We start from the raw sequence: 15,560 nt of genomic DNA, 5'->3' as shown, positions 1-15,560 counted from the left end.
TGTGAGTTGACCACAAAACCTGATCAGGCGCAGATCCACCTCGCGCTGAGCGGCCTTTAAGCCCGTCGCATTTTCAAATGGCTCGTCATTTTCCCAGGCTTTTGCCCCAAGCGAGCCGCCTGCAAACGCATCCACATAATACCAATCAACTGTGATGTTGTGGTTCAGCGTCTTCTTGATCGAGGGGAAAAAACTTGTGCCTGTCGCCTCAAATTCGCCTTCCTCCAATTGCTCCGCTGCTTGAATTAAACGGTTATTGGCCATGAGGTTGTTAAAGGCAAGTTGTTGAAATGTCTTGATCATGTTCCAAACCCTATGCGATAGCCAAGCGCTTCGGCAATATGAGACTTTTTGATATGTTCTGACCCGCCAAGGTCTGCCAATGTGCGGGCGACTTTGAGCACGCGATGGTAGGCACGGGCGGACAGCGAGAATTTTTCTGCCGCTTGCACCAATAGTTTTTTGCTCTCTGCGTCAGGTTGTGCCACTTGCTCGATGATTTTTGCGCTGGTGGCGGCATTGTTGTAAATCCCGGTTGCGCCCATTTGCATATAGCGATCAGCTTGGATTTGCCGTGCCCTCGCGACGCGTTTCGCTACCATTTCGCTGGGCTCTGCCTCGCCAGGTTCGATCATGTCCAAAGCCGTAACCGCTGGCACATCAATACGGATATCAATACGATCCAAGAACGGGCCGGAAATCCGCCCTTGATAGTCAGACGCGCAACGCTCACCTCGTTTACAGGTATGGCCCGGCGTGCCTGCCATGCCGCATTTACACGGATTCATGGCCGCCACCAATTGAACACGCGAGGGATAGGTCACCCGGTTGTTGGCCCGAGCGATCACGGTTTCGCCACTTTCGAGCGGTTGGCGAAGCCCGTCAATCACTTGCGGTGCAAATTCAGGCAATTCGTCCAAAAACAACACCCCATTATGGGCCAATGATACCTCACCGGGCCGCACTTTGAGGCCGCCCCCGATCAAAGCCGCCATGGAAGCTGAGTGATGCGGCGCACGGAATGGTCGACAATCGGATAATCGGCCACCTGCCAGTTCACCGGCAATCGATTGCACCATCGACACATCGAGTAACTCGCGCGGATTTAGCGGTGGCAAAATGGAGGGCAGCCGTGCGGCCAACATCGATTTGCCAGCGCCGGGCGGTCCGATCATCAAAAAATTATGTCCGCCCGCCGCCGCAACTTCCAGTGCGCGTTTGGCCCCTTCTTGACCCTTGATTTCACTGAGATCGGGGAAAACTGCATCGCGACTGAGCCGCTTTGCCACCGGTCGTGCGCACAATTGGTGGCCCGTCAGGTGATTGACGAGCGCCAAAAGATTGACCGGCGCGATGATGTTTAACTCTTCTCCGGCCCACGCGGCCTCGGGGCCACAATCTGCTGGACAAATCAGGCCCAATCCACGGGATTCCGCTGAGATTGCAGCGGGCAACGTCCCCGCAACAGATGAAATTCGGCCATCCAGCGCCAATTCACCCAAAACCACATATTCGTCCAAACTATCGCTTGGAATAGCGCCAATCGCCGCCATCAACCCCAAGGCGATCGGCAAATCATAATGGGAGCCTTCTTTTGGAAGGTCGGCAGGGGCAAGGTTTATGGTGATCCGTTTGGGGGGTAGCGACAGGCCGGACGATGTGAGCGCCGAGCGCACCCGCTCTTTGCTTTCACCCACCGCTTTGTCTGGCAGCCCAACAATATTAAAGGCCGGCATGCCGTTGGCGACCTGCACTTGCACGTCTACCGGGAGGGCCTGAATGCCTTGAAAAGCAACGGTTTGAACACGGGTAACCATCAATGGGTCCTGAAATATCCTTAAGTATTGAAACGAGGCTAGCAGCCAATCAAACCAGACACAAGAACATTTCAGGAACAGTGGTCAGCGATATTTGCGCTGCACATTTGTGTCGGCAAAACCGATATCGCGCAATAAATGTGGACTAAGGGCGACCATGCGATCATTTGGAATGGGCGGACGCCCAACCTTGTGCGATGGCACCTGCTTTGGCCAAAAGATAATTGCAAAGCGTTTAAACCAATTACCCATCCGGCGGTGATAAGATTCACGTGGAACATTTGTGAGGGTTGTGCAAGTCATGTTGATCTCCTTTGTTGCAACCAACATGATCGCAATTGGGGTTGCTGACCAACAAAAGCTCAGCTAGCTTGCATAAGGAGATTTTATGCATGAGTTTACACCCCCTACCCCCGTTGACCGCATTGCGCGCCTTTGAAGCCGCTGCGCGACACAAGAGTTTCACCAAGGCAGCCAATGAGTTAAACATGACTCAAGCAGCGGTGAGCTATCAGATCAAGCAGCTTGAGGATCGGTTTGGCGAGCCATTGTTCATCCGGAGCACACGTCAGGTCAGTTTATCTGACGCGGGTGTTCGGTTGGCCCCATCCGTCACTGAAGCGTTTGAGATTATTCGCCGATCTTTCGCTGAGGCTAAGGGCCAAGCGGACGATCTCTTGACCATCACCACTGCGCAAACTTTTGCCAGCTCGTGGCTCGCCAAACATTTTGGCGATTTCACCATATGCTGTGCTGCCTTGGCTGTTAAACTGGATATATCGAGCACCGCATATAGCGATTTTCAAACTGCGGGCGTCGATGTTGGCATTCGAACAGGTAAAGGAAATTGGCCCGGACTTATGGCGAAGAAACTCATGCACTTTGACTATACGCCAATGCTTTCGCCAAAATTGCTCGAACAATTTGACCTGAAGGAGCCAAAAGACCTGTTAAAACTGCCGATGGCTTCACCATCTGATCCTTGGTGGCACAGCTGGTTTGAAAGCCAGGGTGTAGACACGGCAGGAATAAAAAAGGCCAGAGGACCAATATTGGATGTGCAATATATTCACGGTATTGCCGCCTTGTCTGGCAGTGCCGTGGCGCTGCTGACCCCATGCCTTTATCGCGATGAGTTGGCCAACGGCGCATTGATACAACCATTCGCGCATATCGAACAGGAAGATCACGCGATTTGGCTTTGTTATCCAGAACATCGAAAAACCTGGAGGAAGATCCAGATTTTCGAAGATTGGCTGTTCCCAATGCTTGATGAAACAATGCCGAACCGGCGGGTTTGAAACTTAGACTGGGATCTGTTTTACCAGCGCAATCACAACTGACACAGTTGCCACCGAAACAACGGTTGAAACCAAGATCGACGCCGAGATTTTTTGTGGTGCCACCCCGTAATGTTGCGCCAAAATATAGACATTACCTGCAACGGGTAAAGACGCACAGGCAATCATAACGCTGGCGGCAAACGGTTCGACCGGAAAAACCCAAAGCGCTGTAATTGCAATGACGATTGGATGCACAAACAATTTCAGACCACTCAGCCAAAAGGCGGGCACTAGGCCGCGCGCCTTTATGGTGGAAAGCGATGCACCAATGGCGATCAGTGCGCCGGGGGTTGCCGCGCCACCCAAGATGGTCACGAAATCATCCAGGGGTTGCCACATGGGCACGTTGAACCCCGACCACAAAAGGCCAATTGAGATGGAAACGATCATGGGGTTGGCTGCCAAACCTGCCAAAGCAGAGCGCGCAGCGGCGACCGGCGAAGATGTGCCTTTGGACGATGTGACCAAAATAACCACAAGCGAGCCAAAAACCGTCAAATCCATTGCCAAGACCAAGATAACCGGGCCAATGGCCGCTTCGCCCAACAATAGTACCAACATTGGTACGCCCAGGAATCCCACATTGCCGATGACCGATGTGTGTGCCTCAAACGCCATTTGAGCTAGGGACAGTCCACGTTTTCGTGCCACCAGCGCCGCAATCGCGTAAACCATAAAACTGCCAAACAGGTATGCACCAACAAACGCCCAGTCAAAGATTTCACCCAATGACAGATTTGCGGCAAAGCGGAACAGCATAGCTGACAGGGCGAAATAGAAAACGAATTTGGTGAGGTAAGCAATGGCTTCTTTTGAGAAAAAGCCCGTACGCCCAGCGCCATAGCCGAGCGCGATAAGGGCAAAGAATGGCAATGTTTTCAAAAAGATTTCAAGCATGGCGAAAACTTATCCGTAAAGCGGCACACTGACGAGCCAGAATAGGGGGGATTGGTCCTCTTATGCGAGACCGGGAATAAGGCCAGACGTGCGAATACCATCAAATATAAACTGTACAGATAGTGCCGCCAACAATACGCCAACGACCCGCGATACCACGTGCAATATTGTGACGCCGAGGATTTTTTGCAATTGGGTCGCGCCCAACAACAGCACATAGGTGGCCATTAAGATGATCATTAACCCACCGACCACCGCTGCCTGACGCGTAGGTTCGCCAGCAGCGTCAGCGATCAGGAGAATTGTCGCGCCGATTGCGCCGGGCCCTGCGATCAAAGGGGTCGCCAAGGGAAATACCGATATATCGTTGCTCGAGGCGGCTTCGGCATTTTCTTCGTCGGTTGTTGAAGTGGCGCTCGAATCGCGCGCAAACACCATATCAATTGCGATCAAGAGCAACAATATGCCGCCAGCAGCGCGTAGCGCGGGTAAACCTATGCCAAAGATCAGGAGAATTGCTTCGCCAAACAGCGCGAAGAATAACAGTACCAAACCGCCAATCACCGTGCCTTTGAGCGCCATTGCGCGGCGCTCCTTTGCCGTCGCGCCAGCCGTTAGCGCGGCAAACAGCACCACAATATCCGCCGGACCAATGGTGGCAAAATAGGTGGTAAGGGCAATCAAAAAGGTGTCTAGCGGCATAAGTGGCAGCTTATCCGATTAGCGCCGCTTTTCAATAGCATCCCAAATCAGCACCGCGATGTCTGGACCACCAAAGCGTTTGATTTCGCGAATGCCGGTTGGCGAGGTGACGTTGATCTCGGTGATGTAATCACCAATCACATCAATGCCGACAAAAATGAAATCACGTTCCTTAAGCGCTGGGGCGATTTTGGCGCAGATTTCCAATTCACGTTGGGTCAATTCGCTTAATTCAGGCCGCCCGCCCACATGCATATTGGAACGCGCTTCGCCTTGTGCTGGAATACGGTTTAGCCCGGCAATCGGTTCACCATCGATGATGATGATCCGCTTATCGCCCTTGCGTACATCTGGAAGATATTTTTGGATCATGAAAGGTTCTGGGAAGCTCTTTTCGAACATTTCCAGCAATGACACCAAGTTCTGGTCGGTTTCGCGCAGCAAAAACACGCCCGCGCCACCGTTGCCAAACAAGGGTTTAACAATGATGTCGCCATGTTCTTCGCGAAATTTAACGATACGTGACCGGTCGCGGGTCACCAAGGTTGGCGGCATCAATTCAGGAAACTGCGTGACGAGAAGTTTTTCTGGCGCGTTGCGCACAGGGTCTGGGGCGTTGACCACTAGGGTCTTGGGGTGCAAACGCTCCAACAAATGGGTGATGGTGATGTAATTCATGTCAAATGGCGGGTCTTGGCGCAGCAAGATCACGTCAAGTTCTGAGAGATCGCGAATTTCGCCTTTACCGAGTTCAAACCAGTTTTGGGTGTCATCCGTCACTTTGATCGGGAAGACTTCTGCACTTACAATATTGTTTTCCAGGGCAAGCGTGGATGGCACATAGTAAAACAGTTCATGGCCGCGCGCCTGGGCTTCAAGCATCATGGCAAAGCTGCTGTCACCAATTGGGTTGATGCTGTCAATTGGGTCCATTTGCACGCCAATTTTGAGTTTTTTAGCCGTTGCCATAAAGCTTTTTTCCATTCAATTTGTTTGAAACGCGTCCACGATATGCACGGGCCACCTAAAAGGTGCAAGGCCGATCACATCAAATCTTATTGTTCGGTTCTGATGTTCCGGGTTCTCAGAGAGCCAATATTGAGCGGCGTTGATGATCCGGTTCTGGCGCACGCTTTCAAACGCCACATCAAGAGATTGCTTGTTCTGACGGGCTTTAACCTCAACAAAAACAAGCATTTGACCCCGTTTTACGATCAGGTCCAATTCGCCATATCGGGTTTTATACCGTTGATCTAGGGTACGAAAGCCTTTGGAGGCCAAAAAGATTTTGGCCCAAAATTCTCCCTTGCGCCCGAACCGCTCGGCCTGTTCGCGTCGGGGGTTATTTGCCATCTTTTAACTCAAGCGCTGCTTGGTAAACCTGTTTGCGCTTCAGCTCAAAATCGGCGGCAATCTTGTCCACTGCGCCGCGCAACGGGAGCTCTTGCATCAAGATCTTTAGCGCGTCGCGCCATTCGTCCGGATTGATCTGTGCTGCTTTGTTCGCCCCCGCCACCAAAATCACCACCTCGCCTTTCACCGTTGCGCCATGAAACTGAGCCGCCAAATCGCCTGCCGTGCCGCGGTAAAGCGTTTCAAAACGTTTGGTGAGTTCGCGGGCAACAACCACTTGCCGATCTGGGCCAAGCGCTTCTGCCATTGCGGACAAGGTAGCGCTGGTCCGTTTTGGTGATTCGTAAAATACCATTGTTGGAAGGTGGGTTTTAAGATCGCTCAGACGGTTAAGGCGAGCTTGCTTTTTGACGGGCAAAAAGCCGAAAAAACTAAAGCTATCAGTTGGTAAGCCGCTTACTGCAAGCGCTGCAAGTACCGCCGAAGCCCCCGGAATTGCGATGATCGACACGCCATTTTCCGCCGCGACACGCACCAAAGGAAATCCCGGGTCGGAAATTAGCGGCGTGCCGGCATCAGAAATCAGGCAAATCGCCTTGCCCGCCAGAACCTCATTGGTGATGTTTTGCGCTTGAGCGACCTCATTATGTTCGTGCAGAGACGCTTTTTGGGTCTTGATGCCGTAGGCGTTGAGCAATTTGGCGGAGGTGCGGGTATCTTCGCAAAGGATAAGATCTGCCCCAGCCAATGTTTCCAGCGCCCTGATGGAAATGTCTTTAAGATGCCCGATCGGGGTTGAGACCAAATAGAGTGCAGGTTCTAGTTTTGCCGATGTGAATGCATGGCCAGCAATGCTAAATTGTCGTTCCGCCATGAAATCTGCTCATTGTTTGAATATTTGTTCAATTGACTCTTTAAGCTTTGCGACCTGTTTTGTATAGCTATTGGAGTGATTGCGTAAATTTGGCAAAGACCGATGGCGCACATAGCGGCAAAAAATGAATTGGGGTAATAAGAGCAATGTTGGCATTCAACCTGAAACCTTTGATGACCGGTGCCAAGCTGGCGGCGGGTCTTGTTGCAGCGATTGGGCTTGTTGCCTGTACGCCTGGTTTTGATTTTGGCCCCGCTGGCCGTTCCACTGTTCAGCAAAAACCACTATTGCAGGGCAACCTGCCGGCCGCAAACGGAGAAATATTGGGTGACGGCCCGGTACGCGTTGTGTTGCTGGCCCCATTGAGTGGCGAGGAGGGATTGGCCAATGTTGGCATGTCGATCCGTAATGGCGCACAAATGGCAATCGACAAAATCAAATCGAACCCACAATTCGCAGCCAACATTCATTTGGTCGTAAAAGACACAGGCGGCAGCGCCGTGAAAGCCAAAGCGTTGGCAGCACAGGCCGTGAGTGAAGGCGCAAGCCTCATCTTAGGGCCGCTTCGCGCAGATGGTGTGCGGGCTGCGGGCAGTGTTGCACGGGCGGCGGGTATTCCGCTCATCGGCTATTCTAACAATTCAGGCGCGGCTGCGCCGGGTGTCTATTTGCTCAATGTTTTGCCCGAAACAGAGGTGTTGCGGTCGGTCAAATATGCGCAAAATTTCGGCCGCAAAAACTTTGCAGCGATTGTGCCGCGTACGGATTTTGGACAGATTCAAGAAGCCGCTTTCCGTATTGCGACGTCTGAGACCGGCGCGGCGGTGCACGGTATTTACCAATTTTCCAACGAAGAAGAAGCGCGCACGGCGGTCGAGCAATTGGTGCCGTTTTTGATTTCTGGCACTGTTGACGCGATCTTTTTGCCGGACAGGGCAACCGCACCCTCTATCGCAGTTTTGCTTGAATCAGCACAAATTGAAAAAACCGACATCACGATTATTGGCTCTGCTGATTGGGATGGCGATGTGAAGGTTTCGCAAACTCCGTTCTTAACCGGTGCCTTTTTCCCGGCGGTGGATGGGGCTGGTTACGAGCGGCTGAAGCCAGAATATAAACTGGCTTATGGCGACGCCCCACACCCAATGGCAACCTTTGCCTACACCTCTGTGCTTTTGGCCAATTCGTCGTCTTTGGCGAATGCGACGCCACGCTATGATCGCAATCAATTGACACGCCCAAGCGGATTTGCGGGCCAAGACGGTGTGTTCCGGTTCTTTGAAAATGGCACAAACCAGCACGCATTGGTGATGAAACAGGTGGTGATTGATGGTAGCCGGATCGTTGATGACGCGAAGATGCCTTAAGGCATTTGGTGCTGTTTTGCGGTTGTTTTAAGCCGCTAAGTCAGCAACCACGGCGTCGAGCACGGGCCAGCCTTTGTCGGTGACGCGTAAATTGCCGTCTTCAAGCAATTCAACAAAGCCAATTTCGGTCAGGTGGTCGATTTGTTCTTGGCGCAATTTTTGCCCGGCCAGCGCTTTAAAACGCGCGGGGGAAATGCCGGTTTTAAGCCGTAAACCCATCAGCAAATATTCGTCCGATTGCTCGCCGCGGCTTAGGGCCTCAAAATCAACAAACCCGTCGCCTTTTGCGCGCACAAATTCAGCCCATTTGAACGGCATGCGCTCAGTGGCAGTGGCGTGACGTGTGCCATCGATCAGCAAGCGACCGTGCGCGCCAGGGCCAATGCCTGCATATTCGCCATATTTCCAATAGGTTAAATTGTGGCGACTTTCCTCACCCGGGGCCGCATGATTAGAGATTTCGTACGCCGGAAGACCGCGCGCATCGCAAATTTCTTGGGTCAGCTCGTAAAAGTCAGCTGAAAGTTCAGGCCCCGGCATATTCAACTTACCGGCATGAAACAGATCATAATATCGTGTGCCAGATTCAATCGTCAGCGCATAAAGCGAAATATGTTCGCGGGCGAGATCCAGCGCCTCGTTTAGCTCTTCGCGCCATTCATTCAGTGTTTGATTGGGTCGCGCATAGATCAGATCATAGCTCACCCGGTCAAATATTGACTGGGCAAGCTTTACCGCGGCTTTGGCGTCTTCAACCGAATGCAAACGCCCGAGCGCGGCCAAAGGCTCTGCACGCAAAGACTGCACCCCAAGCGAAACCCGATTGACCCCTGCCAAACGGATCGCTTGAAACTTGTCGCGTTCAACGCTTGTCGGGTTGGCTTCTAGCGTGATTTCCACATCGTTGGATAATTGCCACCTAGTTGAGATCGCATTGATGATTTTTTCAACGGATTGAGGCTGCATCAACGAAGGGGTGCCGCCACCAAAAAAGATCGAGCGCACAGTCCGACCCGGCACCAGTTCTGCCGTTTGGGCGATTTCTGTTAAGTAGTTTTCAACATAGGCCGCTTCATCGAAGGGGCCGCGACGCACATGAGAATTGAAGTCGCAATAAGGGCATTTGGCCGCACAAAACGGCCAGTGCACATAAACGCCAAAAAGGTCCGGCTCAATCGTCAGGGCAACTATCCTTCACAAACAAAGAAAAAGCGCGAGAGCGATGCGACAAACCTATTGTGTCCTTTGACCAGCTATGCTTTTCGCTTTCGCTCATTTCACCAAAGGTGCGCATGTGCCCGTCTGGTTGAAACATTGGATCATAGCCAAAGCCTGATGTTCCGCGTGGCGGCCACACAAGGGTGCCTTCAGCGCGGCCTTCAAAACAGATGGTTTCGCCTTCCGGGTTGGCCAAACACAAAACAGCAACAAACGCTGCTGTACGCTTGCCCGGTGCCATTGCGCCTTTTTCCATCAAAGACATGTGCACCTTGACCATGGCATCATCAAAGTTTTTATTTGGCCCAGCCCAGCGCGCAGAATAAATGCCCGGATCACCATCCAGCGCATAAACACTCAGGCCCGAATCATCAGACAGCGCCCAGAGGTTTGACGCCTTGGTTGCAGCCAGCGCTTTGATTTTTGCGTTTTCCTGATAAGTCGCACCCGTTTCGTCTGGCTCGGGCAAACCCAATTCGCCAGCTGAGACCAGCTCCAGACCAAAAGGCTGCAAGAGTGTGCGAAATTCGCGCACTTTGCCTTCATTGTGGGTGGCAACGACCAGTTTTTGGCCTTTTTCCAACTTGCGCATCTTAGGCTTTCAACGCAGCTTTTTGCAGTTCAACCAGTTCGTTAACGCCTTTTTGCGCCAGACCAATCAGTTGTGCCAATTCGTCAGCTGAAAACGGGTTTTCTTCGGCGGTGCCTTGAATTTCAACAAAGCCACCAGAACCGGTCATGACAAAGTTTGCGTCCGTTTGTGCGACACTGTCTTCATCATAATCAAGATCGAGCACCGGCGTGCCTTTATAAATGCCGCAAGAAATCGCCGCCAAATGGTCGGTAACCACTTTGTCGCCAACCAAATCGCGTTCGCGCATCCAAGAAATTGCATCCATCATGGCAACAAATGCGCCGGTAATTGATGCCGTGCGGGTGCCGCCGTCGGCTTCAATCACGTCGCAATCGACCGTAATTTGATTTTCGCCCAAAGCTTTCATGTCGACAATCGCGCGCAAGGAACGACCAATGAGACGCTGAATTTCTTGGGTACGGCCCGACTGTTTGCCTGCGGTTGCTTCACGACGCATGCGCTGCCCGGTTGAGCGGGGCAACATACCATATTCGGCGGTCACCCAACCCAAACCTTGGCCACGACGCCAAGGGGGCAAGTTGGTTTCAACGCTTGCGGTGCACAATACTTTGGTCCCACCAAACGAGATCATGCATGAGCCCTCGGCGTGAGAAGAAACATGGCGCTCAATGGTGATATCACGCATCTGGTCCGGTGCGCGTTTTGACGGCCGCATAGGGTTCCCCTTTGTTATACCCGTTCGTGTGGGCTTTGCTTGGCTCAAAATGGAGCCAACATCAAGGGTAAAGCGCACCAATTATTAGATTTTGCGCGAAGTTTAAGCGCTATATGCTTGGAGATAGTGGATTTTGCGCCTAAATACAGTGAACGAGTTCAGTTTAATGAGGAAATTTTGAGTACGCCATCGGTCAATCAGGATTTTTTGTCGGTTCTCAATGAACGGTCACAAGGGATATTTAAACGCCTTGTAGAACGGTATATTGAAACGGGTGAACCTGTGGGATCGCGGCAACTTGCCCGCGCCCTAGAAGTGAATCTGTCGGCTGCATCTGTGCGCAATGTCATGGCTGATCTGGAAGATTTGGGCCTGATCGCTGCGCCGCATACGTCGGCTGGGCGGGCACCGACGCAAGCTGGTTTACGATTTTTTGTCGATGCAATGCTCGAAGTGGGATCAATTGGCAAAGCAGAACGGCGCAATATTGAAAAACATATTGATGATACAACACATAATGAAAAAATAGAAGATGTGCTTGCCCAGGCCAGTCAGGTTCTATCTGGGTTGTCGCAAGGCGCGGGGCTGGTTCTAGCGCCAAAAGCTGACGTCATTCTAAAACACATTGAATTTGTGCGGTTGGACGCCCAGCTGGCAATGGCGGTGTTGGTTGGAGAAGACGGCCATGTGGAGAACCGCGTATTCTCGATTCCGTCTGGCCTAACCGCAAGTGAGCTGACCAAGGCCAGTAACTTTTTATCCCACCATGTGGTCGGTCGAACTTTGCGCGAAGTGCGTTCAATGCTGCAGGCGCAAACTATCGCGCACAAAGCGGAACTTGACGCTTTAACCCAAAATTTGGTCGATGAAGGTTTGGCAACTTTGGCTGAGCCGCGCGCTGGTGAGATGCCAACACTGATTGTACGCGGGCGCGCCAACCTGATTGCTGACACGATGGCGAGCGAGGAGCTGGATCGAGTTCGGCAATTGTTTGACGAGTTGGAATCCAAAAAATCAATCATCGACTTACTGACGGACACGCACGCCGCGGATGGGGTCAGGATTTTCATCGGTTCGGAGAACAAATTGTTCTCACTTTCAGGATCGTCTGTGATCTTGTCGCCCTATCGTGATCACAACGCGAATGTGATCGGTGTTGTGGGGGTCATTGGCCCAACAAGACTTAATTATGCCAAGATTGTCCCGGCAGTAGATTACACCGCCCATGTGGTCTCAAAACTGATGAACAAGCGCGGCGTATGAAGCAAATAACCCGTTCTTTTGATTTGAGTGCTTGAAATTTTGCGCTCAATGGTCGATATCCGGGTCAACAAATTCACCAAATAGACAAGCGAAATAAAATGATGAGTGACGAAGAGTTCCAAAACGAAGCAAATCTGGATGAGCAAAATCACGCTCAAGCTCAGGACAATGCTGAGAATGAACAGAACGCCGCATCTCCTTTAGAAGTGCTTGAGGCGGAGAACGCCAAGCTTAAGGACCGATTGCTGCGCGCCGTCGCGGACATGGAAAATTTACGCAAGCGCACGGATCGCGACGTTAAAGATGCGCGCCAATATGCAATTGCAAATTTTGCCCGGGACATGCTCACCGCAACCGACAATTTGTCGCGGGCTTTGTTGACCATGCCCCAACAAGCAAAAGACGAAGCAGAGGGCCCCTTCAAGTCGTTGATCGAAGGCGTTGACATGACCGAGCGCGAAATGCTTCGTTTGCTTGAAAAGAATGGCATTACCAAACTGGAACCGAAGGGCGAAAAATTCGACCCTCATTTCCATCAGGCGATGTTTGAAATTCCAAATAGCGACGTGGCAGATAATACGGTAATGGAAGTTGTGCAGGCTGGGTATGTGATCGGCGAGCGTGTTTTGCGCCCGGCCATGGTTGGCGTTGCAAAAGGCGGGCCAAAAGTTATGCCCGCACCTGCGTCAGATAATCATGCGGGGGCCGACACGGGCGAGAATGTGGATCGTTCTGTTTAGTCAGCACATACCATTTTAATGCTTTTGAACCGGCGGCCTTGCGCCGGTTTTTTTGTGGCTGAGATTGATGGAGCAAACCGCCTTATGGGGTCATTATTTCAGCGGCTGTCTTTTTTTGCTTTTGCCGCTCAGTTCCGCATAATAGGTAGGTTTTTTGTCGATAAAGATCTCTGTAGCCAGTCTGAAATCTTGATTATCGAACAAACCTGCCGCAAATATATAGTCGCCATTGGCCAACAAACGATAGAATAAGTTTGTACCGCACTCCATACAAAATCCACGCTCTGCCCGTGCCTAAGATTTGATATTTTGCTCACCGGTTGCTTTGAGTTCGGGGCCACAATGAATGGCCAAAAAGGCACCCCCACCGCTCCATTTTCGACACATTTGGCAATGGCACGCGCCGATTTCAGTTTTATCCATCGGAATTGTAATTTTAACCTTTTGGCACAGACATTCCCCTTAGCGCATATTGCTTCCCCTTGTTTAGAAAGTATCAACCACACGAATAGAATCACCTCCCATATAGATGCAAGTTTATCCTTTTTTTCAGCACACCACCTAATATGTCCCCCGGTAGATATGGGGCGAATTTATGAAATTGGCATCTTTAAAGCGGAGTTGGACCATTGGCGTTGGGCTTGCTTGCGTCGGCGCGATTGCGGTGACGGCCATTGTGTTCTCGACCCAGCGGGTGATGGATGAACTGCTCTATCAAGACGCGATTAACGATGGAATGGCGTGGGCCCAGTATGTGGTAGACACCACCGAAGGCTTGTCAGACGTTATTTCTGGCAAAGCACCAGCCTCAGACGTGGAAGAGGTACTGGGTCAATTTTCAGCGGTTGGTAACATCTATCAATTTGCATTTTTCTCCGCCAATGGTGAGTTGCTTTTTAAGACCGGGTCATTCCATCCACAAAATGAAATGGGAACTGCGGCATATCATGCGCATGTGCATGAAGCTGATGCAGTGCTTGGTGCTGATACCCAAATGATGAGTAAAAACGCCGCCGTGAACGCAGATGCGGGAATGGACATGCATGTTGTTTCCGAAAACGGTGATGAAACGTCCACAAATCTAATGGCGCATGCGCAGCATCTTGCTACCCTTATGGTTGGCGATGGAGTCGTTAATCCGATACACTATGCTGTGGTAAATCATCCCGTCATGAAAAACGGTATCTTGCAATACACCATTCGCTTGCGCCTCGACCAAACTGAGCGTTTTGATCTTTACAAATCCATGGTGTCGAAACTGTCAATTTTGCTTGCCACCATCGCAAGCCTGGCCGTTGGTATTCCCGCATTATTTGCTTGGCGCAGTCGAAACCGGGCTGAAATTGCAAACCAACAGGTACATTTTTTGGCCAAACATGACCCGCTGACCGGGCTTCTTAACCGCCGCAGTTTCCTAGACCAGCTCGAACATGCCTTTGCCACGCGGCGTGGACAATCTGATCAAATTGGATTGTTCATCATTGATCTTGACGGATTCAAAGGCATCAATGACGGATTTGGCCATGATGTGGGCGATGAATTGTTACGTCAGCTCGCGGATTCGTTGAAGTTTCAAGGCGACGACTTTACAGCGATTGCGCGGCTGGGCGGCGATGAGTTTGCAGCATTTGTGACCTTTGATTCGAACAACATTGACTTGCATGAGCTGGCAAATTACACGCTTTCTTCGCTGACCGGCATTTACGAGGTCAACGGACATGATGTTGTCAGCACCGCCAGTATTGGCATTGCACTTGCGCCAAGCGACGCAGAGACCGCGGCGGACTTGATGCAGAAGGCCGATATCGCACTTTATGCGGTGAAAACAAATGGCCGCAATGGCTACGCTTTGTTTAATAGCGGGATGGAAAAAAAGATAAAGATGCGACGCAACTTGGAAGCATTGTTGCGTCAGGCACGACACGACAAATCCTTTGAGCTGCATTTCCAACCATTGTTTGATCAAGAAACTAGAGAGATCACCGCTTTTGAAGCCCTCGTTCGCATGCGAGATGAAAAGGGGGCGTTTGTTCCCCCCGACATCTTTATTCCCGTGGTCGAAGATATGGGCATGATGGAGGAATTGGGTGAATTTATCCTGCAAGAAGCGACAAAAACGGCAACGCACTGGCCCGATCATATTGGTTTGGCGGTCAATCTGTCGCCCAAACAGTTTGAAAGCGGAAATTTGGTGCGCGTTATCAGATCAGCTTTGGAGCATAGCGGTTTAAACGCCAAACGCCTAGAATTGGAGATCACGGAAAGCCTGTTGATGAACAATTCAGAGCGCAATCTGAGGCAACTCACGTCCCTCAAGGAACTTGGCGTTTCGATTGCCATGGACGATTTTGGTACGGGCTATTCTTCACTTGGCTATTTGTGGAAATTCCCGTTCGACAAAATTAAAATCGACAAGTCTTTCATGGGTGATATGGAACATGTGGATGCAAAAGCCACGCAGATTGTGTCCACCATTATTGCGCTGGGACACACTTTGGAAATGTGTGTGACCGCAGAAGGGGTGGAAACGGAAGCGCAGGCTAAGTTTTTGAACGAACATAAATGCGACCAATTACAGGGGTTTTTGCTCGGAAGACCCATGCCAAGTGAGGAAATTGATGGCTTTATAAGAAAAGGCCAATTGGATGAAGCTCACCTTAAGATCGTTAGCTAGGG

Annotated in this window: 17 protein-coding genes; 5 read left to right on the top strand and 12 right to left on the bottom strand. The window is 51.3% G+C overall.

The genetic code is table 11. The features are described from left to right. The 3 genes from ACJAZW_RS03755 to ACJAZW_RS03745 all read right to left on the bottom strand — a co-directional run. A partial coding sequence (locus ACJAZW_RS03755; protein ID WP_415155531.1) for a DinB family protein occupies nt 1-303 on the bottom strand: 303 nt, incomplete at its 3' end. Beyond that, nucleotides 300-1,817 carry a YifB family Mg chelatase-like AAA ATPase gene (locus ACJAZW_RS03750; protein ID WP_415155530.1) on the bottom strand — a complete coding sequence of 506 codons (1,518 nt, stop codon included), beginning with the start codon at nt 1,815-1,817 and terminating at the stop codon, nt 300-302. The genes ACJAZW_RS03750 and ACJAZW_RS03755, both read right to left, overlap by 4 nt. A gap of 84 nt (nt 1,818-1,901) precedes the next feature. After that, nucleotides 1,902-2,120, bottom strand: coding sequence for a hypothetical protein (locus ACJAZW_RS03745; RefSeq protein WP_415155529.1), 219 nt, complete (start codon nt 2,118-2,120; stop codon nt 1,902-1,904). A gap of 89 nt (nt 2,121-2,209) precedes the next feature. Here ACJAZW_RS03745 and ACJAZW_RS03740 point away from each other — a divergent pair, with 89 nt between their 5' ends. Further along, nucleotides 2,210-3,118, top strand: a complete 909-nt coding sequence (locus ACJAZW_RS03740) for a LysR family transcriptional regulator (protein WP_415155528.1) — start codon at nt 2,210-2,212, stop codon at nt 3,116-3,118. A gap of 3 nt (nt 3,119-3,121) precedes the next feature. Here ACJAZW_RS03740 and ACJAZW_RS03735 read toward each other — a convergent pair whose 3' ends face one another. Genes ACJAZW_RS03735 through rsmI form a run of 5 tightly spaced genes read right to left on the bottom strand, consistent with a single transcriptional unit; the run spans nt 3,122 to nt 6,986 of the window. Next, nucleotides 3,122-4,057, bottom strand: coding sequence for an AEC family transporter (locus tag ACJAZW_RS03735; protein ID WP_415155527.1), 936 nt, complete (start codon nt 4,055-4,057; stop codon nt 3,122-3,124). A 60-nt stretch (nt 4,058-4,117) separates the two neighbouring features. Further along, nucleotides 4,118-4,759 (bottom strand): MarC family protein, encoded by a 642-nt coding sequence (locus tag ACJAZW_RS03730; RefSeq protein ID WP_415155526.1) that lies wholly within the window; start codon nt 4,757-4,759, stop codon nt 4,118-4,120. Between the two features lie 18 nt (nt 4,760-4,777). Then, the gene (gene gshB / locus ACJAZW_RS03725; protein ID WP_415155525.1) at nt 4,778-5,728 is read right to left on the bottom strand and encodes a glutathione synthase; all 951 of its coding nucleotides are present in this window, start codon (nt 5,726-5,728) and stop codon (nt 4,778-4,780) included. Between the two features lie 15 nt (nt 5,729-5,743). Further along, nucleotides 5,744-6,112 (bottom strand): YraN family protein, encoded by a 369-nt coding sequence (locus ACJAZW_RS03720; protein ID WP_415155524.1) that lies wholly within the window; start codon nt 6,110-6,112, stop codon nt 5,744-5,746. Continuing rightward, the gene (gene rsmI / locus ACJAZW_RS03715; RefSeq protein WP_415155523.1) at nt 6,102-6,986 is read right to left on the bottom strand and encodes a 16S rRNA (cytidine(1402)-2'-O)-methyltransferase; all 885 of its coding nucleotides are present in this window, start codon (nt 6,984-6,986) and stop codon (nt 6,102-6,104) included. The genes ACJAZW_RS03720 and rsmI overlap by 11 nt, the downstream gene beginning before the upstream one ends. A 146-nt stretch (nt 6,987-7,132) precedes the next feature. Between rsmI and ACJAZW_RS03710 the strand changes: the two genes are divergently transcribed. Beyond that, nucleotides 7,133-8,353 (top strand): penicillin-binding protein activator, encoded by a 1,221-nt coding sequence (locus ACJAZW_RS03710; protein WP_415155522.1) that lies wholly within the window; start codon nt 7,133-7,135, stop codon nt 8,351-8,353. Between the two features lie 27 nt (nt 8,354-8,380). Here ACJAZW_RS03710 and hemW read toward each other — a convergent pair whose 3' ends face one another. The 3 genes from hemW to rph are packed head-to-tail and all read right to left on the bottom strand — an operon-like array spanning nt 8,381 to nt 10,881. Next, nucleotides 8,381-9,502: a radical SAM family heme chaperone HemW gene (gene hemW, locus ACJAZW_RS03705; RefSeq protein ID WP_415155521.1), complete on the bottom strand. Its 1,122-nt coding sequence runs from the start codon at nt 9,500-9,502 to the stop codon at nt 8,381-8,383. Between the two features lie 22 nt (nt 9,503-9,524). After that, a complete protein-coding gene (rdgB, locus tag ACJAZW_RS03700; protein ID WP_415155520.1) occupies nt 9,525-10,163 on the bottom strand; it encodes an RdgB/HAM1 family non-canonical purine NTP pyrophosphatase in 639 nt (212 codons plus the stop codon). A 1-nt stretch (nt 10,164) separates the two neighbouring features. Further along, nucleotides 10,165-10,881: a ribonuclease PH gene (gene rph / locus ACJAZW_RS03695; protein ID WP_415155519.1), complete on the bottom strand. Its 717-nt coding sequence runs from the start codon at nt 10,879-10,881 to the stop codon at nt 10,165-10,167. A 177-nt stretch (nt 10,882-11,058) separates the two neighbouring features. Between rph and hrcA the strand changes: the two genes are divergently transcribed. Next, nucleotides 11,059-12,144 carry a heat-inducible transcriptional repressor HrcA gene (gene hrcA, locus ACJAZW_RS03690; protein WP_415155518.1) on the top strand — a complete coding sequence of 362 codons (1,086 nt, stop codon included), beginning with the start codon at nt 11,059-11,061 and terminating at the stop codon, nt 12,142-12,144. 71 nt (nt 12,145-12,215) lie between these two features. After that, nucleotides 12,216-12,884 (top strand): nucleotide exchange factor GrpE, encoded by a 669-nt coding sequence (gene grpE, locus ACJAZW_RS03685; RefSeq protein ID WP_415155535.1) that lies wholly within the window; start codon nt 12,216-12,218, stop codon nt 12,882-12,884. Between the two features lie 93 nt (nt 12,885-12,977). On the opposite strand, the gene ACJAZW_RS03680 is transcribed toward grpE, so the two are convergent. Continuing rightward, nucleotides 12,978-13,154, bottom strand: coding sequence for a hypothetical protein (locus ACJAZW_RS03680; RefSeq protein WP_415155517.1), 177 nt, complete (start codon nt 13,152-13,154; stop codon nt 12,978-12,980). Nucleotides 13,155-13,479: 325 nt separating this feature from the next. On the opposite strand from ACJAZW_RS03680, the gene ACJAZW_RS03675 reads away from it, so the two are divergent. Then, complete coding sequence (locus tag ACJAZW_RS03675) at nt 13,480-15,558, top strand: putative bifunctional diguanylate cyclase/phosphodiesterase (RefSeq protein ID WP_415155516.1); 2,079 nt, start codon at nt 13,480-13,482, stop codon at nt 15,556-15,558. Nucleotides 15,559-15,560: the final 2 nt, after the last annotated feature.

Origin of the sequence: Maritalea sp. (assembly GCF_047634455.1) — a bacterium.
Lineage (GTDB): Bacteria > Pseudomonadota > Alphaproteobacteria > Rhizobiales > Devosiaceae > Maritalea.
This window is presented reverse-complemented; position numbering and strand designations above follow the sequence as displayed.

Bases quoted from the DNA above. Each gene is read 5' to 3' on its own strand.
- rsmI (WP_415155523.1), bottom strand. From the start codon at position 6,986: ATGGCGGAACGACAATTTAGCATTGCTGGCCATGCATTCACATCGGCA.
- gshB (WP_415155525.1), bottom strand. From the start codon at position 5,728: ATGGCAACGGCTAAAAAACTCAAAATTGGCGTGCAAATGGACCCAATT.
- ACJAZW_RS03750 (WP_415155530.1), bottom strand. From the start codon at position 1,817: ATGGTTACCCGTGTTCAAACCGTTGCTTTTCAAGGCATTCAGGCCCTC.
- ACJAZW_RS03745 (WP_415155529.1), bottom strand. From the start codon at position 2,120: ATGACTTGCACAACCCTCACAAATGTTCCACGTGAATCTTATCACCGC.
- ACJAZW_RS03740 (WP_415155528.1), top strand. From the start codon at position 2,210: ATGAGTTTACACCCCCTACCCCCGTTGACCGCATTGCGCGCCTTTGAA.
- ACJAZW_RS03720 (WP_415155524.1), bottom strand. From the start codon at position 6,112: ATGGCAAATAACCCCCGACGCGAACAGGCCGAGCGGTTCGGGCGCAAG.
- ACJAZW_RS03680 (WP_415155517.1), bottom strand. From the start codon at position 13,154: ATGGAGTGCGGTACAAACTTATTCTATCGTTTGTTGGCCAATGGCGAC.
- ACJAZW_RS03710 (WP_415155522.1), top strand. From the start codon at position 7,133: ATGTTGGCATTCAACCTGAAACCTTTGATGACCGGTGCCAAGCTGGCG.
- rdgB (WP_415155520.1), bottom strand. From the start codon at position 10,163: ATGCGCAAGTTGGAAAAAGGCCAAAAACTGGTCGTTGCCACCCACAAT.
- ACJAZW_RS03735 (WP_415155527.1), bottom strand. From the start codon at position 4,057: ATGCTTGAAATCTTTTTGAAAACATTGCCATTCTTTGCCCTTATCGCG.
- ACJAZW_RS03675 (WP_415155516.1), top strand. From the start codon at position 13,480: ATGAAATTGGCATCTTTAAAGCGGAGTTGGACCATTGGCGTTGGGCTT.
- ACJAZW_RS03730 (WP_415155526.1), bottom strand. From the start codon at position 4,759: ATGCCGCTAGACACCTTTTTGATTGCCCTTACCACCTATTTTGCCACC.
- rph (WP_415155519.1), bottom strand. From the start codon at position 10,881: ATGCGGCCGTCAAAACGCGCACCGGACCAGATGCGTGATATCACCATT.